Annotated in this window: 20 protein-coding genes; 5 read left to right on the forward strand and 15 right to left on the reverse strand. The window is 58.3% G+C overall.

Annotation, left to right across the window (positions count from 1 at the left end; all coding sequences use genetic code 11):
• Positions 1–18: 18 nt before the first annotated feature.
• From mraY to MHY24_RS02075, 9 genes are all read right to left on the reverse strand, one after another.
• Entirely contained in the window at positions 19–1125 is a 1107-nt protein-coding gene (mraY, locus tag MHY24_RS02035; RefSeq protein ID WP_239228176.1) for a phospho-N-acetylmuramoyl-pentapeptide-transferase, read from the reverse strand.
• Positions 1126–1155: 30 nt separating this feature from the next.
• Positions 1156–2685: a UDP-N-acetylmuramoyl-tripeptide--D-alanyl-D-alanine ligase gene (murF, locus tag MHY24_RS02040; protein ID WP_005328922.1), complete on the reverse strand. Its 1530-nt coding sequence runs from the start codon at positions 2683–2685 to the stop codon at positions 1156–1158.
• 2 nt (positions 2686–2687) lie between these two features.
• The gene (locus MHY24_RS02045; RefSeq protein WP_239228177.1) at positions 2688–4223 is read right to left on the reverse strand and encodes a UDP-N-acetylmuramoyl-L-alanyl-D-glutamate--2,6-diaminopimelate ligase; all 1536 of its coding nucleotides are present in this window, start codon (positions 4221–4223) and stop codon (positions 2688–2690) included.
• Between the two features lie 9 nt (positions 4224–4232).
• The gene (locus MHY24_RS02050; protein WP_239228287.1) at positions 4233–6101 is read right to left on the reverse strand and encodes a penicillin-binding protein 2; all 1869 of its coding nucleotides are present in this window, start codon (positions 6099–6101) and stop codon (positions 4233–4235) included.
• A gap of 198 nt (positions 6102–6299) precedes the next feature.
• Positions 6300–7097, reverse strand: a complete 798-nt coding sequence (locus tag MHY24_RS02055; protein WP_239228178.1) for a hypothetical protein — start codon at positions 7095–7097, stop codon at positions 6300–6302.
• A complete protein-coding gene (gene rsmH / locus MHY24_RS02060; RefSeq protein ID WP_239228179.1) occupies positions 7094–8134 on the reverse strand; it encodes a 16S rRNA (cytosine(1402)-N(4))-methyltransferase RsmH in 1041 nt (346 codons plus the stop codon). The genes MHY24_RS02055 and rsmH overlap by 4 nt, the downstream gene beginning before the upstream one ends.
• 158 nt (positions 8135–8292) lie before the next feature.
• Positions 8293–8727: a division/cell wall cluster transcriptional repressor MraZ gene (gene mraZ / locus MHY24_RS02065; RefSeq protein ID WP_005324499.1), complete on the reverse strand. Its 435-nt coding sequence runs from the start codon at positions 8725–8727 to the stop codon at positions 8293–8295.
• Between the two features lie 448 nt (positions 8728–9175).
• Complete coding sequence (locus tag MHY24_RS02070) at positions 9176–9574, reverse strand: DUF3040 domain-containing protein (protein WP_239228180.1); 399 nt, start codon at positions 9572–9574, stop codon at positions 9176–9178.
• Positions 9575–9683: 109 nt separating this feature from the next.
• Positions 9684–10115 carry an SAV_6107 family HEPN domain-containing protein gene (locus tag MHY24_RS02075; RefSeq protein WP_239228181.1) on the reverse strand — a complete coding sequence of 144 codons (432 nt, stop codon included), beginning with the start codon at positions 10113–10115 and terminating at the stop codon, positions 9684–9686.
• A 230-nt stretch (positions 10116–10345) separates the two neighbouring features.
• On the opposite strand from MHY24_RS02075, the gene MHY24_RS02080 reads away from it, so the two are divergent.
• From MHY24_RS02080 to MHY24_RS02090, 3 genes are read left to right on the forward strand one after another with little or no spacing between them, the layout of a single operon-like run.
• Positions 10346–10900, forward strand: coding sequence for a GNAT family N-acetyltransferase (locus MHY24_RS02080; RefSeq protein ID WP_239228182.1), 555 nt, complete (start codon positions 10346–10348; stop codon positions 10898–10900).
• Between the two features lie 50 nt (positions 10901–10950).
• Entirely contained in the window at positions 10951–12030 is a 1080-nt protein-coding gene (locus MHY24_RS02085; RefSeq protein ID WP_239228288.1) for a polyprenyl synthetase family protein, read from the forward strand.
• 8 nt (positions 12031–12038) lie between these two features.
• Positions 12039–13529 (forward strand): alpha-(1->6)-mannopyranosyltransferase A, encoded by a 1491-nt coding sequence (locus MHY24_RS02090; protein WP_239228183.1) that lies wholly within the window; start codon positions 12039–12041, stop codon positions 13527–13529.
• Here MHY24_RS02090 and MHY24_RS02095 read toward each other — a convergent pair.
• Positions 13498–13902 (reverse strand): Rv2175c family DNA-binding protein, encoded by a 405-nt coding sequence (locus MHY24_RS02095; RefSeq protein WP_239228184.1) that lies wholly within the window; start codon positions 13900–13902, stop codon positions 13498–13500. The genes MHY24_RS02090 and MHY24_RS02095 overlap by 32 nt on opposite strands.
• Positions 13903–13912: 10 nt before the next feature.
• Here MHY24_RS02095 and MHY24_RS02100 point away from each other — a divergent pair, with 10 nt between their 5' ends.
• Positions 13913–15265 carry a protein kinase gene (locus tag MHY24_RS02100; protein WP_239228185.1) on the forward strand — a complete coding sequence of 451 codons (1353 nt, stop codon included), beginning with the start codon at positions 13913–13915 and terminating at the stop codon, positions 15263–15265.
• On the opposite strand, the gene MHY24_RS02105 is transcribed toward MHY24_RS02100, so the two are convergent.
• Together MHY24_RS02105 and MHY24_RS02110 are read right to left on the reverse strand one after the other, a co-directional pair.
• Entirely contained in the window at positions 15262–16650 is a 1389-nt protein-coding gene (locus MHY24_RS02105; RefSeq protein ID WP_239228186.1) for a class II 3-deoxy-7-phosphoheptulonate synthase, read from the reverse strand. The genes MHY24_RS02100 and MHY24_RS02105 overlap by 4 nt on opposite strands.
• Before the next feature lie 44 nt (positions 16651–16694).
• Positions 16695–17204: a polyadenylate-specific 3'-exoribonuclease AS gene (locus MHY24_RS02110; RefSeq protein WP_239228289.1), complete on the reverse strand. Its 510-nt coding sequence runs from the start codon at positions 17202–17204 to the stop codon at positions 16695–16697.
• 74 nt (positions 17205–17278) lie between these two features.
• Between MHY24_RS02110 and MHY24_RS02115 the strand changes: the two genes are divergently transcribed.
• Positions 17279–18355: a glycosyltransferase family 87 protein gene (locus MHY24_RS02115; RefSeq protein WP_239228187.1), complete on the forward strand. Its 1077-nt coding sequence runs from the start codon at positions 17279–17281 to the stop codon at positions 18353–18355.
• Between the two features lie 11 nt (positions 18356–18366).
• Here the strand turns inward: MHY24_RS02115 and MHY24_RS02120 are convergent, their stop codons facing one another.
• From MHY24_RS02120 to MHY24_RS02130, 3 genes are all read right to left on the reverse strand, one after another.
• Entirely contained in the window at positions 18367–19458 is a 1092-nt protein-coding gene (locus MHY24_RS02120; RefSeq protein WP_367398042.1) for a hypothetical protein, read from the reverse strand.
• 65 nt (positions 19459–19523) lie between these two features.
• Entirely contained in the window at positions 19524–20264 is a 741-nt protein-coding gene (locus MHY24_RS02125; protein ID WP_239228189.1) for a 1-acyl-sn-glycerol-3-phosphate acyltransferase, read from the reverse strand.
• Positions 20265–20287: 23 nt separating this feature from the next.
• Entirely contained in the window at positions 20288–21220 is a 933-nt protein-coding gene (locus tag MHY24_RS02130) for an ROK family protein (RefSeq protein WP_239228190.1), read from the reverse strand.
• Positions 21221–21240 lie beyond the last annotated feature (20 nt).

Raw genomic sequence — 21240 nt, forward strand, 5'->3', positions numbered from 1 at the left:
GCTAAAAAGGCATGAGTTTTAGGAAGCAAAGCCGACGGCAGACAGCCAGTCGCCGTAGAAGATGCATACGCCGGCAATAGCCGCCATGGCGCTCAGCAGCCAGAAGCGGGTGACCACGGCGGTCTCCGCCCAGCCACCATTTTCAAAGTGGTGGTGGATGGGCGCCATGCGGAAGAAGCGCTTTCCGGTGCTGCGGAAGACGATGATCTGGATGACGACGGAGACAGTCTCAATCACGAAGATGGCGCCGATGATGATCATGAGCAGCTCGGTGCGGGTGGTCACGGAAAGGCCGGCGACGAGGCCACCGAGCGCAAGCGAACCGGTATCGCCCATGAAAATCTTTGCCGGTGCGGCATTCCACCACAAAAAGCCCAAGCAACCGCCCAGGCCGGCTGCAGCCAGCACGGCCAAGTCGAGCGGATCGCGAACTTCATAGCACCCTGCCGCTGGCGATACGGCGCAAGAGTTGCGGAACTGCCAGAAGGAAATCAGTGCGTAGGCGCCCATCACCATCGCGGTGGTGCCTGCGGCCAAGCCGTCGAGTCCGTCGGTGAGGTTCACGGCGTTGGACCACGCAGCAATGAGTAGGTAGAGAAAGACCAAGAAAACAATGGTGCCGATGATGGCGCCGCCTACGGCAATATCGAAGGTGTCAAAATCGCGAACGAAGGAAAGGTTGGTAGACGCTGGGGTCAATCCGTGCTCGTCTGGGAACTGCAGAGCCAAGATGCCGAAGATGAGCGCCACGGCCAGCTGACCTACCAGCTTGGCGGTCTTGTTCAGGCCGAGGTTGCGCTTTTTGAATAGCTTGATGAAGTCATCGGCAAAACCCAGACCGCCAAGGCCCATCGTGAGGAAGTAGACCAAAAGACCGGAGGGGCTAAAACCACCGTTACCGGTCACGCGGGCATAAATTCCCACCACGAGGTAGGCCACGGTGATGGCCAGCAAAATCGCGAGACCGCCCATGGTGGGGGTGCCACGCTTGCGCAGGTGCAGCTGCGGCCCGTCCTCGCGAATTTCTTGTCCCTTGCCCACCCCGGAAAAGTAGCGCACCAACATGGGAGTGGTAAAGATCGCGACGAGGAAGCTGAGGATGCCCGCGATAATGATCTGAGTCATTGCTAGAGGTCTTTCTCCTTGTACTGAGGACTAACGGCGATTGAGCTGTTCTGCCACGCGCCACAGGCGCTGGGCATTCGACGACTTGATGAGGACTACATCTTTGGCCTCGCGCCCCGTCCAATCTTCGATGCCGGCAGGCGCTACCCTGATGATGTCTTCGACAGCCGCCGCAGCGGCGTCAACATCCGGGCTGATAGTAGTATTTATACCCCGCGCCTGTGCGGCCTCCACCATGGCCCTCATATTATCGTTGTCTCCCACGGCCACGAGGTGGTCAACGTGGTACTTGGAAAGCACCTCTCCCAATGCGCGGTGGGCGGCCACTGCTTCTCCGCCGAGCTCGCCCATCTCACCGAGCACGGCGATGGCGCGGGCATCCGGTCGGGCGGCCGAGGTATAGGCCAGCGCGGCAATGGCCGCGTGCATGGAATCGGGGTTGGCGTTATAGGAATCATCGATGGTGGTTACTCCATCGCGGCGGGTACGCACGTCCATGCGGTGTTCCGAGGCATTCTGGTGCCCAGAAAGCGCGTTAGCTACCACCTGCGGGTCCATGCCCGATTCGATGGCCGCGGCGGCCGCTGCTAATGCGTTAGAGACCTGGTGCTTGCCAAAGACCTGCAGCTTCACCGGAAGCGGATCCGTTCCCGGCGCATGCAGCACAAACGAGGGGCGGGCAACGTCATCGAGCTGGATATCGCTGGCGTAGTACTGGGCGTCGGAAGCCGGCGGCTTATTGGCCGAGTAGTAGACGACCTTGGCTGAGGTGCGCGGTGCCATGCCGGCGACGAAGGGATCATCGGCATTGAGCACGGCGACGCCGCCCTCAGCGGCCGAGGGCAAGGCTTCAACGAGCTCGCCTTTGGCCTGGGCAATATTTTCCCGTGAGCCAAACTCGCCCAAGTGCGCGGTACCAACATTGAGTACCACGCCGACGGTGGGCGCGGTAATGGTGGTCAGGTGGCGGATATGACCGATGCCACGGGCGGACATTTCTGCGACTAGGAAACGGGTGTGCTCATCGCAGCGCAAAGCGGTATACGGCAGGCCGACCTCGTTATTAAAGGAGCCGGGAGGAGCGACGGTATCACCCTCTGCGCGGAAAATCGTGGCCAGTAGGTCCTTGGTGGAGGTCTTACCGGCCGAGCCGGTTACGCCCACGATGTCTAGGCCCTGCTCGGCGGTCAGGCGGCGCGTGACCTCCCGCGCGATATCGGATAGCGCCTGCACCACCGCGGCGGCCGAGCCGTCCTCGTCGTGGGCATAGATATCCGCGTTGGCGGCATCACCGGTAACGCGGCCTTGGGGCTTGACGACGACCGCCGGAACCCCCACCGGCCGCGCCGCCAGCACCGCCACTGCGCCCTGCTCGATGGCCTTTTCTGCATAGTCATGGCCATCCACGCGGGCCCCGGGCAGGGCGAGGAAGAGCCCGCCCTTAGTTACCTTGCGGGAATCGAATTCGATAAACCCGGTAACGCGCTGGTCTGGGTCAGACACGCAATCGAGGCTGCCCCCGGTGATTTCGGCAATATCGGCAATAGAAAGTGGAATCATGTCTACTCCTTCGCATCCCCAAGGGTATCGCGGTGCGGGGTTCCGGCCAGCTTTTCCTCGATGGCGCGGGCCATTTCCTCGCGGTCATCAAAGTGCAACGTCTTTCCGTTCACGAGCTGTCCCACCTCGTGGCCCTTGCCCACGACGATGACAGCATCGCCCGGCTCAGCCCAATCGACGACCTCATCGATGGCACGGGCGCGGGAGCCTACCTCGCGGATATCGCCCTGAGGGGCGGCGTCACGTGCGCCCGCCATCACCGCAGCGCGAATGGTGGCGGGGTCCTCGGTACGCGGGTTGTCATCGGTCACCACGGTAAGGTCAGCGCGGCTGGCTGCGGCTGCGCCCATGATGGGGCGCTTAGAGCTATCGCGGTCTCCGCCGGCGCCGACAACAATGCCGACGCGGCCCGTGGTTCCCTCCAGCTGACCGCGCAGGGTGTCAAGCACCGCTGCGATGGCCGCCGGCTTATGCGCATAGTCCACTACGGCTACAAAGTCTTGGCCGCGGTCGATGCGCTCCATGCGGCCGGGGACTGCGACCTTTTCCACTCCCGACAAGAACTCCGCCGGGTCCTCTCCCACCGCGGCGGCCATGCCGAGCGCCAAGCAAGCATTGGCGATATTGAACTCGCCAGGCAGCGGCAGCCGGAAGGCGAAATCGGCGCCCTCATAGTTCAAGGCCACCTTCTGGGCGCCGGTGGCCTCGGTGGCGGTTTGGCGCGCGCTGATCGTGGCCGCAGCGCCCTGGGTGGCAACCGTAGTCACGTTGTGGCCCGCGCTCTTGGCGACGCCGCACATGCGCTCGCCCCACTCATCATCGATGCAGAGGACGGCTCGTTCAGCCGCCTGCTCCCCGGCGAAGAGCTTCGCCTTTGCCTGGAAGTAGTCCTCCATCGTGGGGTGAAAATCAAGGTGGTCCTGGCTCAGGTTCGTAAAACCGCCTACCGCAAACCGAGTTCCGCGCACGCGTCCCAGCTCCAGCGCATGCGAGGACACTTCCATCACCACGTGGGTAACGCCCTCGTTCTTCATTCGCGCGAAAAGCTCTTGCAGGGTCGGCGCCTCAGGCGTAGTCAGCGAGGTGGGAACCGGCGTGCGGTTAATACGGGTACCGGTGGTTCCGATAAGGCCCACGGAATGCCCGGCGTGCAGCAGGCCGGCCTCCAGCAGGTAGCTGGTGGTGGTCTTGCCGGAGGTGCCGGTAACGCCGATGACCGTCAGGTCGCGGGTGGGGTGGCCATATATCTCGGCGGAAATTGGGCCGAGCACGGCACGAATATCCTCCACCACCACAATGGGGCGGGTCTCTTGGTCCTTGGTAAGCAGGTCGAGCCCAGCGGCGTCGGTAAGCACAGCTCCCGCCTTGGTATCGCGAGCGAACTGCGCGCCGTGTACGCGCGTGCCCGGCAGGGCGGCAAAGAGCGCGCCTTCCGGCAAACGGGAAGAATCCAGCCCGCACGCGGAGACCTCCACGGAGGCATCACCAATGACGCGCCCACCAGAAAGCTGGGCGAGAGTGTCCAAAGAAACGGTCATACTAAGCTCCTATTGTGCCCGCAGGGTCAGCCGCGGTGCTGGTTTCGATGTCGGAATATTGTCACGGTTGAGCAGCCACGAGGCGATATCGCGGAAGATAGGTGCCGCCGACTGGCCGCCACCGCCATTGTCCTCCACGCCGGACTTGGGCTCATCCAGCATGACGGCAACAACGAAGCGCGGATCATCGGCCGGCGCAATGCCGGCAAAGGTGATCCAATAGGCGGAATTCGAATATGCCCCAGTATTTGGGTCCACCTTCTGGGCTGTACCGGTCTTGCCGGAAAGCTGATAGCCCTTAAGCTGCGCATTGCCGGCCGTACCATTTTGCAGGCCGGCATCATCGTCTTGGAAGACGGCGCGGAACATATCCACCGTGGTTTTGGCAGTCTCCGGGCTTACCACCTGGTTCTTTTCCGGTGCCTCTAGCTTTTCGTCCTTGCCGTCCGGCCCCTTGACCGAGTCAATGATGCGCGGCTCGATACGCTCGCCACCATTGGCCAATGCTTGGTACACGCTGGCCATCTGCAAGGTGGTCCACGACTGGCCCTGACCAATAGGCAGGTTAGCGAAGGTGCCGCCGGACCATTGCTCCAAGTCTGGGACGCTGCCGGCCGATTCGTTCGGCAGCTCAATACCGGTGGTATTGCCCAACCCAAACTTCTTGAGGTACTCGGCGTACTTTTCTTGGCCCAACTTATCGGCGATCATCAAGGTACCGACGTTGGAGGACTTACCAAAGATGCCGGTGGTGGTATACGGCTCGGTGCCGTGTTCCCAGGCATCGTTGACCGTCACGCCCGCCATATCGATGGAACCGGGGACCTGGTGCACCTCATCCGGGGTGGTCACGCCCTCCTGCAGTGCAGCAGCCGCGGTAACCACCTTGGCTACAGAACCCGGCTCATAAGGGTGGGAGACGCTGCGGTTTTCAAAGTCCTTGCCCTCATCAAGCTGATCCTCAACATTCTTATTGGGATCCACGGTATCGGTATTGGCCATGGCAAGGACCTGGCCGGTGGCAGCATCGAGGACCACTGCTTCCGCACCAGAAGCCTTGGAGTTGGCCTTGGCCTTTTCCAGCTTTTGCTGAACGTAGGTTTGCAGGTCCAAATCCAGAGTGAGGGTGACGTCGCGACCATCAACGGTATCCACGACGTCACGCAGAGTGCCTGGGATCACCTGGCCATCTGCGGATACGTCCTCGGTGGACTGGCCGTCAATGCCAGTAAGTTCCGTATCGCGCGCGGCCTCGAAACCGAACTGTCCATGGCCGTCCATCGATACCTTGCCCACGACGTTTTCACCAATGGCGCCGTTGGGGTATTGGCGGATGTCTTGGCGGTCCGCTGCCACTCCGTGGTACTTATTGGCAATCTCTACGGCTACATCCGGGTCCACGTTGCGCACCAGTACCTCATACTGGGTATCGGCTTTGAGCTTATTGAGGATATCGTCCTTATCCACCTTGGAGGTCGAGGCGCCGGAATCCTCAATCAGCTTCGGGATTCCCTCAGACATGTCCTTGAGGGTCTCCTCCATCTTCTTGGTGAGGAAGCTATCCAGCTTCTTATCATCCATGCCCTCGGTCGAGCCATCTTTTTGGGCCTCGATCTCGGCCTTGTCTTTTAGCTCATCGCGCAGGCGGGTCGGCGAGACGGTCAAGGAACGAGACTTCATCGTGTAGGCCAAGCGCTGGCCATCGCGGTCCAGGATTTCTCCCCTACGGGCCGGCTCGATATAGACACGCTCGCGCTGCGTTACGGCCTTGGCGGAAAGGTCTGGGCCCCACACAAGCTGTACCCAGGCCAAGCGGCCAGCGAGGACGACCATCGCCACGAGCACCACGGATACGATGATGCGCAGGCGTTTGCGCATCATCTTCTTTTGCGGCACCGCGGAGCTGGTCGAGCGGCGCGGGCGGCGCCTAGCCTTACTTGGCGTAGTCACAGTCCAGTGTCACCTTCCCTATTTCCGCCACAATTTCTTGCGTGTATTGATTGTGCCCTACAAAAGTGAGAATGCCCGCGCCACCACGCGCGAGCATCATCTTTTTCACCGATTATTCTTCCCTAGCTACTCGGCGCGGCTGGCATACGGCGCACGGGCCGGAAGGTTAGGTCGCGCATTGTCTTGGGCGCCACTGGCATCGCCGGTCTCGCGGTCCGAGTTGCGGTCGCCGGCATCGCCACCATTGCTGGTGCGCTGCTGTCCCTGTGGCACGGCATTGAGGGAATCCGACATCCCCTCCGTATCCTTTGGGTCGCTGGAAGCCTGGCCCGGGCGGATTGGTTCACCGTTGACATCAATGAGCTTCTCGGTATCCGGGGTGCCTTCGCGCTTGTCGACGATCTTTCCATCGCCGCCAACTTCCGCAATGCCCGGCTGCTTAGGAATAGCCATTCCCATCTCGTCCGCGCGGCGCGCAATATCAGCAGAAGAGCTGAGATTCTCCGCATCGCGGTTGAGGGTCTCAATCTGGTTATCCAGTTGGGAATCCTGCACGGTCAGCTGCTGGATGGCAAAGGTTTGCTTGGTGGACAGACCAGACAGCCACATGGCCAAGGCCACACCGACGATAAGCAGGGTGAGGGAAATGACGCCCAACCGGGTTAGGAGCCCGTTCTTCTTCGTCTGCGGCTGCAGCTGACGGCCGCGGAAGCTCACTACCTGCTTCGAGCCAAGGCGCTTCGTGCTGCGGTGTGGCACGCGCGTGCGGCTCGGAGCACGCTTAGTGCTGGGACGCTCGCGCAGCGCCGTCGGGGCTCCGGTATCGATTCCGGTGGTGAAGTCTCGGCTGGCGCCCATGGTGCGAGTGGCCTCTCTGTCGCGGCTGTCAGTCTTTAGGTGGTTGCGGCGTGGGATGGTGCTCATTGCCTGCCTCCCGGCGGTAGAAATTCTGGCATTCCCTCGAGTCTTTCGATGGCACGAACACGCACCGACGCGGCTCGTGAATTTTCCGCGATTTCCTCTTCAGAGGCCTTTTCCGCCCCGCGCGTAACGATCTTGAACTTCGGCGCGGTGCCTGGCAGATCCATCGGCAACCCAGCCGGCGTCTTGGACGTAGTCAGTTCTTTGAAGGCTGCTTTAACGATGCGGTCTTCCAAAGATTGGTAGCTCATGAATACGGCACGGCCACCTTCCGAAAGTGCCTGGGTTATGACCGGCAGGACATTTTCAATAGCTTCCAACTCACGGTTGACCTCAACCCGCAGCGCCTGGAAGGTGCGCTTGGCGGGGTGACCTCCGGTACGGCGGGTCGCAGCGGGAATGACATCATAAAGTAGCTCAACGAGCCGCGCGGAGTTGACGAAAGGATCCTTGTCGCGCTCTTTCAACACGGCGGAGGCAATTTTTCCCGCGAAACGCTCATCACCATAGGTTTTGAGGACGCGAGCCAAGTCGCCGTGCGAATAGGTATTGAGTACATCCGCCGCAGTAATCCCCTGCGAAGGATCCATGCGCATATCCAGCGGCGCATCCGCTTTATAAGCGAATCCGCGGTCTGCCTGGTCTAGCTGCATTGAGGAAACACCAAGGTCAAAAAGGGCGCCGGCAATGCCTACGGAGCGAGCAGAATCAAAGATATCGCCCTCCCCTTCCGCGATGGCGCTGCCCAGCTCATCGAATCGTGCATTAACGCCAACGAAGCGATCACCGTAGGGCGCAAGACGTTCGGTGGCATTGCGCAGCGCCTGCTTATCGCGGTCAACACCAATGACTCGAGCCTCTGGGAAAGATTCCAGGAAGTAGCGAGTGTGGCCACCGGCACCCAAGGTGGCGTCGACAAGCACGGCCCTATCCCCCGCCGCTTCTACCTGGGGGCGCAGGAGATCAGCCATGCGCTCGCGCATGACCGGCACGTGGCCGTGGTTTTCGGCCACATCATAATTTAGGTCTTTGGTAGCCATGTCTCCCCGCAACCCCCTTTCTCAAATTCCCTAACTTCCAGTGGTGGAAAGCATGCGAGTGCGTATAGGGCCCTGTCCGAGGCAGGTTTCTGATATCGGGGAAGTACACCAGAATCATCCGCCTCGGACAGAGTCCTTACACGCACTCTTGTGCAGGCTTAAAGCAAGCCCGCCAGTACGTCATCGGCATCTGCTGCCGAATAAGCATCTTCAGTTTGCGACTGGTACTCAGCCCACGCGGCTGCGTCCCAAATTTCGAGAAAGTCCACAGAGCCAACCACAACGCACTCCTTAGACAAGTTGGCATATTCCCGATGCCCCGCAGACAACGTAATGCGCCCATGCCCATCCGGCCGCTGTTCGTCCGCACTTGCTGCCAAGTTACGAATGAAAGCTCGTGCTTCTGGGTTGGTTCGAGAAACCGCCGCAGCCTTCCGTGCGCGTGCCGCAAATTCCTCCCGCGGGTACACGGCCAGCGAGTGGTCCTGCCCCTTGGTGACCATGAGGCCACCCGCGAGTTCATCGCGAAACTTTGCCGGAAGCGTAAGACGTCCCTTGTCATCGAGCTTCGGAGTGTAGGTTCCGAGAAACATCCCGGCGTCCACCTTCCTTACTCGAAAACTCCGGATTCTCTTACTTCAGAATGGAGACCCTTGAGCCCCTCTTTCCTCCGCTGCGCCCCACTCTACCCCACTTTCCCCCACCTAACCCACTTAAAGCGGCGTGTCTCCGAGAGAAGATACTGATATCCGCAGTTAGCTGACCGTTTTTCCGGTGGGCAGAAATCCCATAAAGGGTATTGACAACCCTCTATATTCACCCCTATTACCCCACCTGCAACACCAAGATAAGATGCCACCCCCTCACTTAAACCCCACATACTGCGCTGACCCAGCGTTTTGAGCTTTACGAGGGTCGCCTACCCCACAATGCCCCACCAACAAGACCATTAGTGGGGCAAAGTGGGAGATTTTGGATAGGCATGAAAACACCCCAGCCAATCCCTACTGAATCGACTGGGGCAACTAAGGCTAAAAGGCGCTAACGCTCCTCAAAACGGCGACGGAAGTTTTCTTCGAGCCTCCCGCTAACACCCCCGTTGCGGGAAGCAGACTTCTTTGCACGTCCACCAGAATAGCGATCCTGCGATGAGCGACCAGAGCCATCACCACGCAGCATCCATACACCGGCGGCAAACATGACCAAAAATCCCGCAATGGAAAGGGCAATGAACCACAGGCTTTGCTGCGCTAGAGCAACACCACCAATAAGCATGCAAAGGCCAACAACGACGAGCGCCACACCCCGCAGGGTTACTGCACCGCCAGAGCCGCCAAACGACGTAGGCTCAGAAACGGAAGCACCAAATTTAGGATCGTCAGCAAGCAACGATTCCTCAATTTCACGGAGCGTTCGCTGCTCCTGCTCAGAAAGAGACACTGTTCCTCCAACTAGGGATTGGGCTTCAGGCGGTAATAGTTCTATCTATACTAACGCCCAGAATAATCAGTATGTTCCCTAAAAAGTAGTGAGCGCCCCCACGCAGTGACTACGCAGCAAAAGAACCAAACGTTGTCTCTGCCTCACTTTCATCCAAGAATTGTGCGGAGCGCTGCATAAGGCCATAAACGAACTTTTCACCCGGCACTTCATCTAGGCCCGATGCCACTCGAGCGCGGGTCCGAGAATAGGCCTTAAAAGTTTCCGCCCACCGCTTATCTTCCACACCTACTAGAGCTAGGCGCTCCCAAGCACTAGAAGGAAGACGGCGACGCCGCGCCACTGCGGAAGCCGCCACTCGCGCACCGGCGGTACGCAGCGCCGCCTGGTATGCCACCTCTAAAGCTTGGTCGAATCGCCCATGTGCTGCATATCCGCGCGCCGAGTCCAATAGCTCACGCGCCTGAAAGAGGAATCGAGCCCGCTTGCCTCCCTCTCGACCAAAAGAACGAGTACGTGTTGCCGAAATAATCTGTGCCATTGTCCTTGTCCTTAACTAAGTAACTAACGCCGTTGAAGTGCCCCTGACATTAAGAAGGCCACCGGACATCTCACAGTTCATAATAGTTCAGATGTTCTAATGTAACAATAGGAGCGACACCGTAAAATGCTTATTCTCCAAATTTTGTTCGAAACTCCTATTCTGTTCTCGGTGGCCCAACACCCGCCCTGTTGCTCCACTTGGCGCATACTTCTGGTGTCATAGACACCGTGAGCTTTGAAATCCGCCGCCTAACTCCGCCAGAATTCTCTGTGCTGGCCCCGCAATTGGTTGAGATCTATATCGAGGCGATGAATTATCGCCCCGATATTCTGCACAGCCGCATAGCAGGCTGGCGAAATGACCTGATCCGGCCCGGGTTCAGTGCTCTGATTGCCACTCACGACAACGGCACTGTAGGAGTAGCCTATGGATTTCTAGGCTCCCCGGATAACTGGTGGGACGCCGAACTTCGCCGCGGGCTGCGCCTACAAGGCGGGCCCACCGAAAAGCAGTGGGATATTGTGCGCAACTATTTTGAGTTAGCAGAGATCCACGTCTTACCGCAGTATCAAGGCCATGGGCTGGGCAGACAACTGCTGGAGGGATTGTTGTGGAATGCCCCGGCCCACTACGCCCTACTGTCAACGCCGGAAGTGCCAAATGAGGACAACGGGGCTTTTCGGCTGTATAGATCCGCCGGATTCTTCGACATTATCCGCAATCACCGCTACCCCGCGGACACTCGCCCATTTGCCATTTTGGGGGCCGCCCTGCCGCTGTAAACCTCTGTTATTCCTTGCGCACCCTAGCCGGTATCGTGTGGAGTGTGACTATGCAGAATATTCCTGAGCTTGCGGAGATCCCCGGTGCAGTGCGCGAAGAACTCGCAGCCTTCCTTAACCAACGCCGAGGACAAGTGGCAGAAATTGGCAGCCCTGTAACCAAGGCCGTAAGCTTTTTGGAATCCTTCGTGCTTGATGGTGGCAAGCGGGTACGCCCCACGTACGCTTGGGCCGGCTACCTTGCCGCAGGGTGTGGAGAAGAGGACCCTGTAGCCATGCTTCGCGCGGCGGCGTCTCTAGAATTTATCCAGGCCTGCGCATTGATCCACGATGACATCATCGATGCCTCCAATACCCGGCGCGGGAATCCTACGGTGCACCGGAGCGTCGAAAAGCTCCACCGCGAGTCGGACTATTTGGGCGATCCCGAGTTCTTCGGCACCTCCGTGGCAATCCTGGTAGGCGATCTAGCGCTGGTATACGCGGAAGACATGTTCCAAGATTCCGGTTTGAGCGCAGCTGCACTGCGCCGCGCCCGCAGTCCGTGGCGCGGAATGCGTACCGAGGTCATCGGCGGCCAGCTATTAGATATTTCCTTGGAAGCAGCAGGCTCCGAGTCTGTAGAACTAGCCAATTCCGTCAACCGCTACAAGACGGCGGCTTATACTATTGAACGCCCACTACACCTAGGTGCGGCCATAGCCGGCGCTAGCGAGGACCTTATCGCTGCCTTCCGCGGTTATGGTCACGATATCGGCATTGCCTACCAGCTACGCGACGATCAACTGGGAGTCTTCGGCGATCCGGAAATTACCGGCAAGCCAGCTGGCGATGATCTGCGCGAGGGAAAACGCACCGAGCTTTTGGCGCTAGCACTCCAGCGCGCGGATGAATCTGACCCACAAGCTGCCGCTACCCTGCGCAAATTCATCGGACAAACCTCGGATCCCCAGGAATTGGACCGCATGGCGCAAATCATTGCTGATTCGGGTGCGCCACAAGAAATTGAACGCCGAATCGAATCGCTGACTCAATCTGGCCTCGAACATCTGCGTGCCGCACAGGTGGATCCTGCGGTGACCGAGACCCTAGAGCGATTGGCTATTAAAGCCACCGCTCGTCACAAGTAGGTCTAGCCGTGGAAAAGACGTATTCCTTTCCCATTCCGCGCGCACTGCCGCTGGGTCTATCAGCCTCTTGCGTTTTGCTGCTGGCGTCTTTTTCGGGCGGCGCTACCCGTAACCGAGGGGGGCTATTAGAAGCGCTCAATATCGGATTCTTATCTTATGGACACGGGCGCAATCTTGGTCTCGCACTGTACTGGGTGGGAATTTTCCTTCTCGCCGCAGCGTGGGTGCTTGCCGGGCGCACCATCATTCGCCCACAGCTTAAAACCCCACTCCCCGAGGGCGGCTTACGCGATATCCAGCGCATCCTCATTGCCTGGGTCGCTCCCCTATTGTTGGCCGGCCCTTTGGCCTCACGCGATGTATATTCCTACCTCATGCAGGGGGCTATGGTCCGCGATGGCTTTGATCCATATACCGAAGGCGCCGCCGTTAACCCCGGCCCCTTCCTCCTCGAGGTATCGCAGGATTGGCGCAATACCACCACCCCGTATGGTCCCCTTCACCTTTGGATAGGTGAATTGGTCACCAGCTTGGTGGGCGATAACGTCACCGCGGGCGTCGTGGTCTATAAGGCTCTTTCTCTACTCGGTTTCATTGCTATCGCTTGGTCAATTCCACAGATCGCCCGCAAGCTCGGTGCGGATCCGGCGGTAGCACTCTGGCTCGGCGTAGCTAATCCGGTTATCATCTTGCACCTAATTGGCGGTATGCATAATGAGTCCCTCATGGTGGGGCTTGTGTCCATCGGCCTACTTGCGGCTCTGAATAGGCGCTTCCACGCGGCACTTTTACTCGTGGGCGCAGCCGTAGCGATGAAGGCCACAGCGCTCATCGCTGCGCCCTTTATCGTGTGGATGATGCTTCACTATTACGCGCCCCGGGGCTCAAGCGTGTGGCGGTCGGTCTTCGTCTTCGCTGTATCCGGCATCGCTGCGGTGGCGGAAATCATCGCCGCAGTAGCACTGATCACGTGGGCTTCGGGCACATCTTGGGGTTGGTTATCGCAAATTAGCGGCAACTCCAAGGTCATCAACCCGCTCGCAGGTCCTACCTTAGCTACCGACGTTATCTTCCCTGCCGTCCAGATTTTCATGCCGGATGCCTCCTATAACGCCATTTTGGCTGTCTTGCGCAGCATCGCCATGGCATGCATGTTCATTGGCCTAGTGGCGGTGTGGTGGTTGTGCCGCAAAAACAACCGCGATGCCATCATGGGCACCGCGGCCGCGTATCAAGTTGCTTTCGTATTCAACGCCGTGACCTTACCGTGGTACTACGCCTCCATCTTTACCTTGATGGGTACCTTCCGGCCGCCACTGTGGCTTTTGAAGTTCACCACCGGCGTAGCCTTATTTATCGGCGTCTCCTTTTCCGGGGATGGCAATCACCAGCTCTATAACTGGTTCTGGGTCATCGGGATGATCGTGGTGGCATGGTTTGCAACCCAATGGCTCTTTGAAGGAGTGCCTAAAAAGCAGCAGCCTGCGCGCGACGGATAACCTCGCGAGCGAGATGACCATGCAGGGCATCGATCGGCCGGCCTGGGAGTGAGTCGTCCTCAGTAAAAAGGTATTTAAAGATTTCCGCGTCCTTGTAGCCGCCATCGGTGAGCACGGTTATTGCCGCAGTCACATGCTTGGCAATGACGCCCTTATCATTAAAGAAAGCTAGCGGAACGCGCTTTCCTTCTGGGGAATCCCAGGCAATGAACTTTCGGTCCTGCAGCAGGTCATAGGCACGAGTAATGGGCAGGTCTAGCTTTTCCGCTACCTGCTGCATGCTGAGCAGTTCTTCGTTTGCAAGCAAGGAATCGAGGGATTTTTCTACGTTAATCACGCCACCTACTTTAACGCGGGTAGTGGGATCGGCCATACTGGAAGGCATGACTAGGTTGGAAATTGGTGACATTCTAGAGAATCGTTACCGCATCGATCGCCCCATTGCCCGCGGTGGCATGTCTACCGTGTATCGCTGCGTGGATTTGCGGCTCGGGCGGGCGGTCGCGGCCAAGGTCATGGACGAGCGCTATTGCGATGACCCAATCTTTATCAAGCGCTTTTCCCGCGAGGCCCGCGCAATGGCTCGCCTGCAGCACCCCAACCTAGTGGCTATCCACGATTTTTCAGCCGATGGCGAACCCATCTACCTCATCATGGAGCTCATCGATGGTGGTACGCTTCGTGAGCTTTTGGCAGAGGGAGGCCCCTTTCCAGCTCAGGCGGCCACCTCTACCCTGCGCAACGTTTTGCGCGGCTTGGAGGAGGTGCATTCCACTGGCCTCATCCACCGCGATATTAAGCCCGATAATGTGCTTATCACCTCCCACCACCGGGTAAAAGTAGGCGATTTTGGGTTAGTGCGCGCCACCAATGCTGAGGCCACCTCAGACACGATTGTGGGCACCGTGTCCTATCTAGCACCGGAGCAGGTCACGGGTGAGGAGATTACGCCTGCCTCGGACGTTTATTCGGCAGGCATCGTCCTTTTCGAGCTACTTACCGGAACCGTTCCCTTCTCCGGCGATACTCCCCTAGCGCATGCTACGGCTCGGTTGGATTCTGACGTCCCTGCGCCGTCATCGCGGATTTCTGGGGTGCCCAAGCTTGTCGACGCCCTCGTGGCCACCGCCACCGCCCGCGATCCCCGCGAGCGCTTCGCCGACGCCGGCGAGTTTCTTGAAGCACTCGATGATGTCTGCCGAGAGCTTGATCTTCCGGACGTCTCCATTCCCGCCCCTAGGAATGCTGCCGCAGCGCGCACTGCACAGGCACCCACGGACTTTTCTGGCACCGGTGCCACCGAAATCTTCGAGCCCACCCGCACCATCCCGCAAGGCGAAACAGAACAGCTCGATGGCGGGCCGACAGAAGTTATCCCACCGCAACGTCTGAGCTTCGAGACGAAGTTAGATTTGCCGCAGGCCGAGGCTGCTCCAGAGCCAGAGCCGCAATCTTTTTCTCGACCCCAAGCACAACCGTATTCGGCGGCCGAGCCCCCACTCGAACCATTTGCACCTGCAGCCGCATCTGCGCCCACACCGGTGCCGGCTTCCGTTCCCGAACAGCCGGTGCAGAGCGCACATGAAGAACCCGCCGAACGTCCGCTGACCAACCGCAATCCAATTTCGCTAGTACTTTTCTTACTAGTGGTCGCGATTGCCGTTGGAGCGGTAGCTATCGGCGGGTGGTGGTTCGGGTCCTCGCTCTACGACACGACACCGAACCTGTGGATTTAGTTACGCAGCATCTCCGCAATGAGGAAGGACAGTTCCAGCGACTGCTGCGTATTCAGGCGCGGATCCACGGCCGACTCATAGCGACCCGGAAGATCCACATCGGTGATGTCCTCGGCGCCGCCAAGGCACTCGGTAACATCCTCACCGGTGAACTCGAGATGTACACCGCCCGGATGGGTGCCCAGCTCACGGTGTACTTCGAAGAAGCCCTGCACCTCATCCACGATCTTGTCAAAGTGCCGAGTCTTGTAACCGTTCGATGCGGTAAAGGTATTGCCATGCATGGGATCGGACTGCCATACCACCTTGTGTCCGGAGTCTTCTACCGCCTTCACAATGGCCGGTAAAACGGTGCGTACCTTATCGTGGCCCATACGGGAGATCATGGTCAGGCGCCCTGGCTCGCGATGCGGGTCAAGCCTTTCCGCGTATTCCACGGCCTGCTCTGGAGTAACTCCCGGCCCCAGCTTGATTCCCACAGGATTGCCGATCATCGCCGCAAAATTGACATGGAAGTCTTCGATACCGCGGGTGCGCTCACCAATCCATACCTGGTGTGCGGAGAGATCGTAGAGCTTAGTATCGCCGTTATTGTCCTGGCCTAAGCGCAGCATGGACCGTTCGTAATCCTTCAGCAAGGCCTCATGCGAGCAGTAAATATCGGCCGAGCGCAGGGTGTCATCATGCACGCCACAGGCATTCATAAAGTTCAGGCCATTTTCGATCTCACGGGCCAGATCCTGGTAGCGGGCACCGGCGCGGGATTTCCTTACGAACTCACGGTTCCACTCGTGTAGGCGGTAGAGATCCGCAGTTCCAGAGGAGGTCAAGGAGCGAACCAGGTTCATCGCCGCCGAAGAATTGGCGTACGCCCGGATCATGCGGGCCGGATCGTGGCGGCGTGCTTCCTCGGTTGGCTCCACGGCGTTGACGATGTCACCGCGGTAATTCAGCAGGCCATTGGAATCCGTATCGGAAGATCGCGGCTTAGCATACTGGCCAGCAATTCGTCCCAACTTAACCACGGGTACAGAGGCACCATAAGTCAAAACCACGGCCATCTGCAGCAATGTTTTTACATTGCCGCGGATATGGGGCTCGGTATTGGACTCAAAAGTTTCCGCACAATCGCCGCCCTGCAGCAAAAAGGCATTGCCTAGGGCAACGTCTGCCAGCTTCTTTTTGAGCGCTTCGATCTCTGGTGCAACCACGATGGGTGGTACGGATTCGAGAATCTTGCGCACGTTATTGGCCTGGGCGGTATCCCAGCTGGGCTGCTGTTTTGCGTCACGCTTGATGACGTCCTTGAAGACTTCCTCGATGCCCTCTGGCAAAGGAGGAAGGTCCGGGAGAACGCCTTGCGGAATATCTACTGTCCAACTCACACTGCTATTTAACCACTAATAGCCTATCGCGCGTTAGTTAAATTCTAGATATTAATTCTATTGCCTTTAGAGAGCGGAAGCACTTGGGCGCAGGCGCGGAACTTGGCGAGGTTATGGCGGGCGTCGACAAGCGCATCGTGATTCCCCTTGGGCACTGCGGGCAGGCCCGGGCGGCCTGCAAACTCCCAATACTGCTTAAGCTCGCGGGTGTAGCGCGGCAGGCGCTTTGGCAAACCGGCCATATCTCCCCACAACTGTGCCAACACCACGTGATCATAGGCACCGACCCAAGCCCACAGCTCTACCGGAGTCGAGCTCTGCGTCAGGAATTCTAGGACCTCCGAGCGGATTGTATCCAAAGGCTTCCACACTGGATCGCGCGGGCTCGGCAGCTTATCCAATACATTATCTTTCACCCAAGAATTGGCCTTGGCGGGATCAAAATCCGTGGACACAGCGTAATATTCGCTGCCATTCTCACCGACGATGCCGATGGAGACCAATTCAATGGTCTGTCCATCCTCAATAAATTCGGTGTCATAGAAGTAGCGCACGTCTCCCAAGCCTAGCGCCGCCTAGTACACGGCAATAAATTGGCCCCTTAAAGCGACGGTTGTACACTTCTGGCGTGAAGAAGTCTCTGTGGTTTACTGCTCTACCCTTGTGCCTTTCCGCTCTCGTGGCCCTTTGGTGGCTCATTGATATACCGGAGCTTTTCTCAGGACACTTTTCCGCCTACTACCACATTGACCTTGACGTTTACCGCGAAGGAGGCGCTGGTTTTGGCAGCGACCTCTACGCCAAGGACTATCTCGTAGGCAGCAATCGCGACGTCTCCCTCCCCTTTACTTACCCGCCGTTCGCGGCGTTGCTCTTTACCCCACTGAGCTGGCTCCCTCTTACCGCCGCAAGCATCCTTGTATCCGTCGCCTCTTTTGCCGCACTCTGGGCCTGCGTAGCGCTCGTCCTTCGCTCCATTAAGTGCTCCGGATGGGCAGCTTGGGCACTACTGGCTGCCATGCTCACCGAACCTATTACGGAGACCTTTAGCTTCGGCCAGGTAAATATCCTACTCTCCGCCCTCGTGGTGGTAGACATCCTCTGGCTCCGTCCAGGCCGCGGACGAGGCGTGCTTACCGGTATCGCCATGGCTATCAAGCTCACCCCCGCAGTATTTCTTGCTGTGTTCTTTGTCCGCCGCGAGTGGCGCGCGTTTTTCAGCTCACTCGGCGCTTTCTTCGCAGCCGGACTAATCGCCTTTGCCTGCAATCCGCACAGCTGGATTCAGTACTGGAGCGAGACATTGCGCGATTCCAACCGCATTGGTGGGTTGGCTTATAGCTCCAACCAATCTCTGCGCGGTTTCTTTAGCCGCCTTGGCCCCCGAGAACACAGAAGAGCTATGGCTCATAGCCGTTCTCGTCGTCATTGCCAGCGTGTGGTTTGTCATGTAGCGCCTCTCCCATGGAAACCAGTCCGTTCTCATGCTGCTGGCTGCATCAATATCACCACTTTGCTCGCTGGTGTCCTGGTCGCACCATTTCACTTGGCTGGTACTTGCTGGCGTCCTTCTTGCAGCCCAACGCCGGTGGAAGCTCGCCGCACTAACCTGGCTGGCTCTTTTGGCTCGCGGACATTGGCCCGTTCCTCACACCAATGGCCAAGAGCTGAATTGGGCTTGGTGGCAAAACATCGTGGGCAATGACTATGTCATCGTTACTGCTCTGCTGGTTCTTTGCTCGCTACCATTGGCTCTGCGGCGGACCGGCGCTTATCAATCCGCGGCGGAACCAATGTCCAACCGAGGATAGGGACCTTCCCCAGCGCCCACAGTGCCACCGAAGCAGCCGCCGAATAGAAAAAGCACATCGCTATCCAGAACCACGTATTTTCCATCGGCCACTGTCCTGCCAAGCTAACGGCATAATCGCGGTGGGCCATGAAGAAGCCGTACCCCACCGTCATGCCGATTGGGTGGGCCAAATAAATAGGCAAGGTATGGCGCCCCACAAACTTCACAAACGCAGAAACCGCCGGAATATGGCTGATGAGTACTGCCCCTACGATGCCAGCCGGGGTTTCGAGCGTCTGTTCCGCAAAGCGGATCAACAGGTCGAGATCCCCCCTGCCTAGGATATCGCTCCCGGGCAACGGCCAATGCACCGTTACTTCTCCTTCGAGGGCATTCCACGTTTTCCGGATGAACACTCCCGCGAAGTAGCTCACGATCGCCGTCCAGTAAGCCCACAGAGAACCCATGCGGAAGATGCGTTTGAAAGGGGCTTCGGCGGCATCGGCAAATCGCGTAATAGGCCCACGCAGATAGGCTGCGCCGACGAAAATAGGCAAAAACTTAATCGCATTGCCTATAAAGAAGTAATGATCCTGCCACGGGATGAACAACAGTGGTGTAAAGCTCAATGTCATGCCCGCCCATGCGGGCAGCTTGCGCACACTCCACAAAAAGATATTGAAGATGATGAGCGCGTGGATAAACCACGCAATGGTCTGGCCCAAAAGCAGGTTATAAATAAGATCCGTGAACTGCAGGTAGGGATCCCCAAACGCCCAATGGTGTTCAGTACGCTTGGTCCACAGCTCAACGGTCATCCACACCGTATAAGGAACGAGGAAAAACCACAGGCGGCGAGTAAATAACTCGCTAAAGGAATAGCGAAAAATTTTGGAAGAGAAATAGCCGGATACGAGGAAGAACAAGGGCAGTCGGAGAGGATCCAGCCACATGTTCAGGTCAGCCAACCACGTTGACTCACCTTCCGGAACCACCTGCGTCACGTGCAAAAGCACTACGCCGATAATGGATACACCTTTAGCGGTATCTGGCCAAGCTAAACGGGCCTTGGGAATAGTGATTACCTCCCCTTGTATTCAGCGCCGGCGGGGTAACCATGGCCGGCTTTGAGCGAAGCCTTCACATCGGAGGCGTACACGTCAACATAAGGCTGATCGCTCAACTCGGCCAAATTATGCATCACAAAGTCCGTGAAAGCACGGACAGTGTCATGCTCCGCTGGATTCATGCCGCGCTCCTTTGCCCAGTCATGCGGCCAGATAGGATCACCTACCCGCACGCCGACCTTAAACGGGCGCGGGATCCACGAGCCAATGGGATTAGCCTTGCGGGAATTGATCATCGCGATGGGAAATACCGGCTGGTTGGTCTCCATTGCAATGCGCGCCATACCGGTACGGCCTTTGTACACGCGTCCGTCTGGCGAGCGGGTGCCTTCCGGATAGATGCCGAAGAGATCGCCGCGAGACAAAATACCCCCTGCGGTCTCCACAATGGCGTCGCCGGCGTCTTCGCTATCACGCTCAATGGGCACTTGGCCCACCGAGGTAAAAAACCATTTCTGTAACCCACCGACTAGCCCGGGGGTAGTAAAGTACTCCGACTTAGCCGGAAAGGTAATTTGGCGGGGGCACACCAGCGGAAAGAAGAAGGAATCCATAACGGCCTGGTGGTTTGACACCAAAATCGCGGGCCCTTCAGAAGGGATTTTTTCTATTCCCTCAGTCCATGGGCGATTCCATACACGCAGGGCGGGTCCGAAAAAGATGTGCTTAAAAGTCCAGTACCATTTGTTTTTCATCGCCAGGTCGTCCTTTGCTTGTTCTAACGGCCACTGCGGGCCAAATCGGCTACGCCAATCATACCCGCTGCGGAACCCAATTCTGCGGTGGCAACACGTACGAGGGGGCGGTGCCCTGCCCCGACAATATCCTGCCCCATCGCTTGGACAGCGCCCTTAAGGTACAAGTCTGCATCTTGTGATACACCGCCGCCCAGCACGATAAGCTCGGGATCGAGTACATCGGCAACGATGGACAAGCCCTGACCCAACCACCGGCTGAAATCTTCCATCACCGCTACCGCAAGGGGATCGCCACGGCGCGCCGCCTGGGTAATCTCCTTACCCGTTGGATCAGTCGGCAACGCAGTTTCATAGCTAGCACGCAAATCCGCACAGGTATCCGGCAATGCCGTACCGGAAGCATATCGCTCCAAACAGCCCCGCTTACCACACGAGCACTGCCGCCCATTGGGCACCACGACGATATGGCCAAACTCTGGGGCGGTTCCAAATGCACCGCGGTAAATGGTGTCGTGCGTCATCAGCGTGGCCCCAATTCCGGTACCCACTGCAAAGAAAACCCAATCCTCGGCGCCCCGGCCAGCGCCAAAGCACCACTCTCCCCATGCTGCTGAATTAGCGTCGTGCTCCAAGCGCACATGCATACCAAGCTTTTGCGATAGCGATTCCCTCACGTTGGCGTGCCGCCATGGTACATGCGGGGCAAAGCGCACCACTTCACAGCTAGGATCGAGAAAGCCTGCTAAAGCTAAGCCAACAGCGTCAACCTCATAATCAGCGCGTAGCTCATCGACGATGCCCACAATGTCAGCTTCCAGCTGCTCGGCGTCCATCGACGTGGGGATTGTGCGACTGGCGAGGATTTTCCCCTCCCGAGTGATCACTCCACCGCGCACGTTGGTGCCACCGACGTCGAAGCCGATAGTCAGATCGGCGGAGTTGTTCTCAAGCATGCATAACAGAATATACCGAC

The organism is Corynebacterium sp. ACRPQ (assembly GCF_022347225.1).
In the GTDB taxonomy this organism is placed as follows: Bacteria; Actinomycetota; Actinomycetes; order Mycobacteriales; family Mycobacteriaceae; genus Corynebacterium; species Corynebacterium tuberculostearicum_D.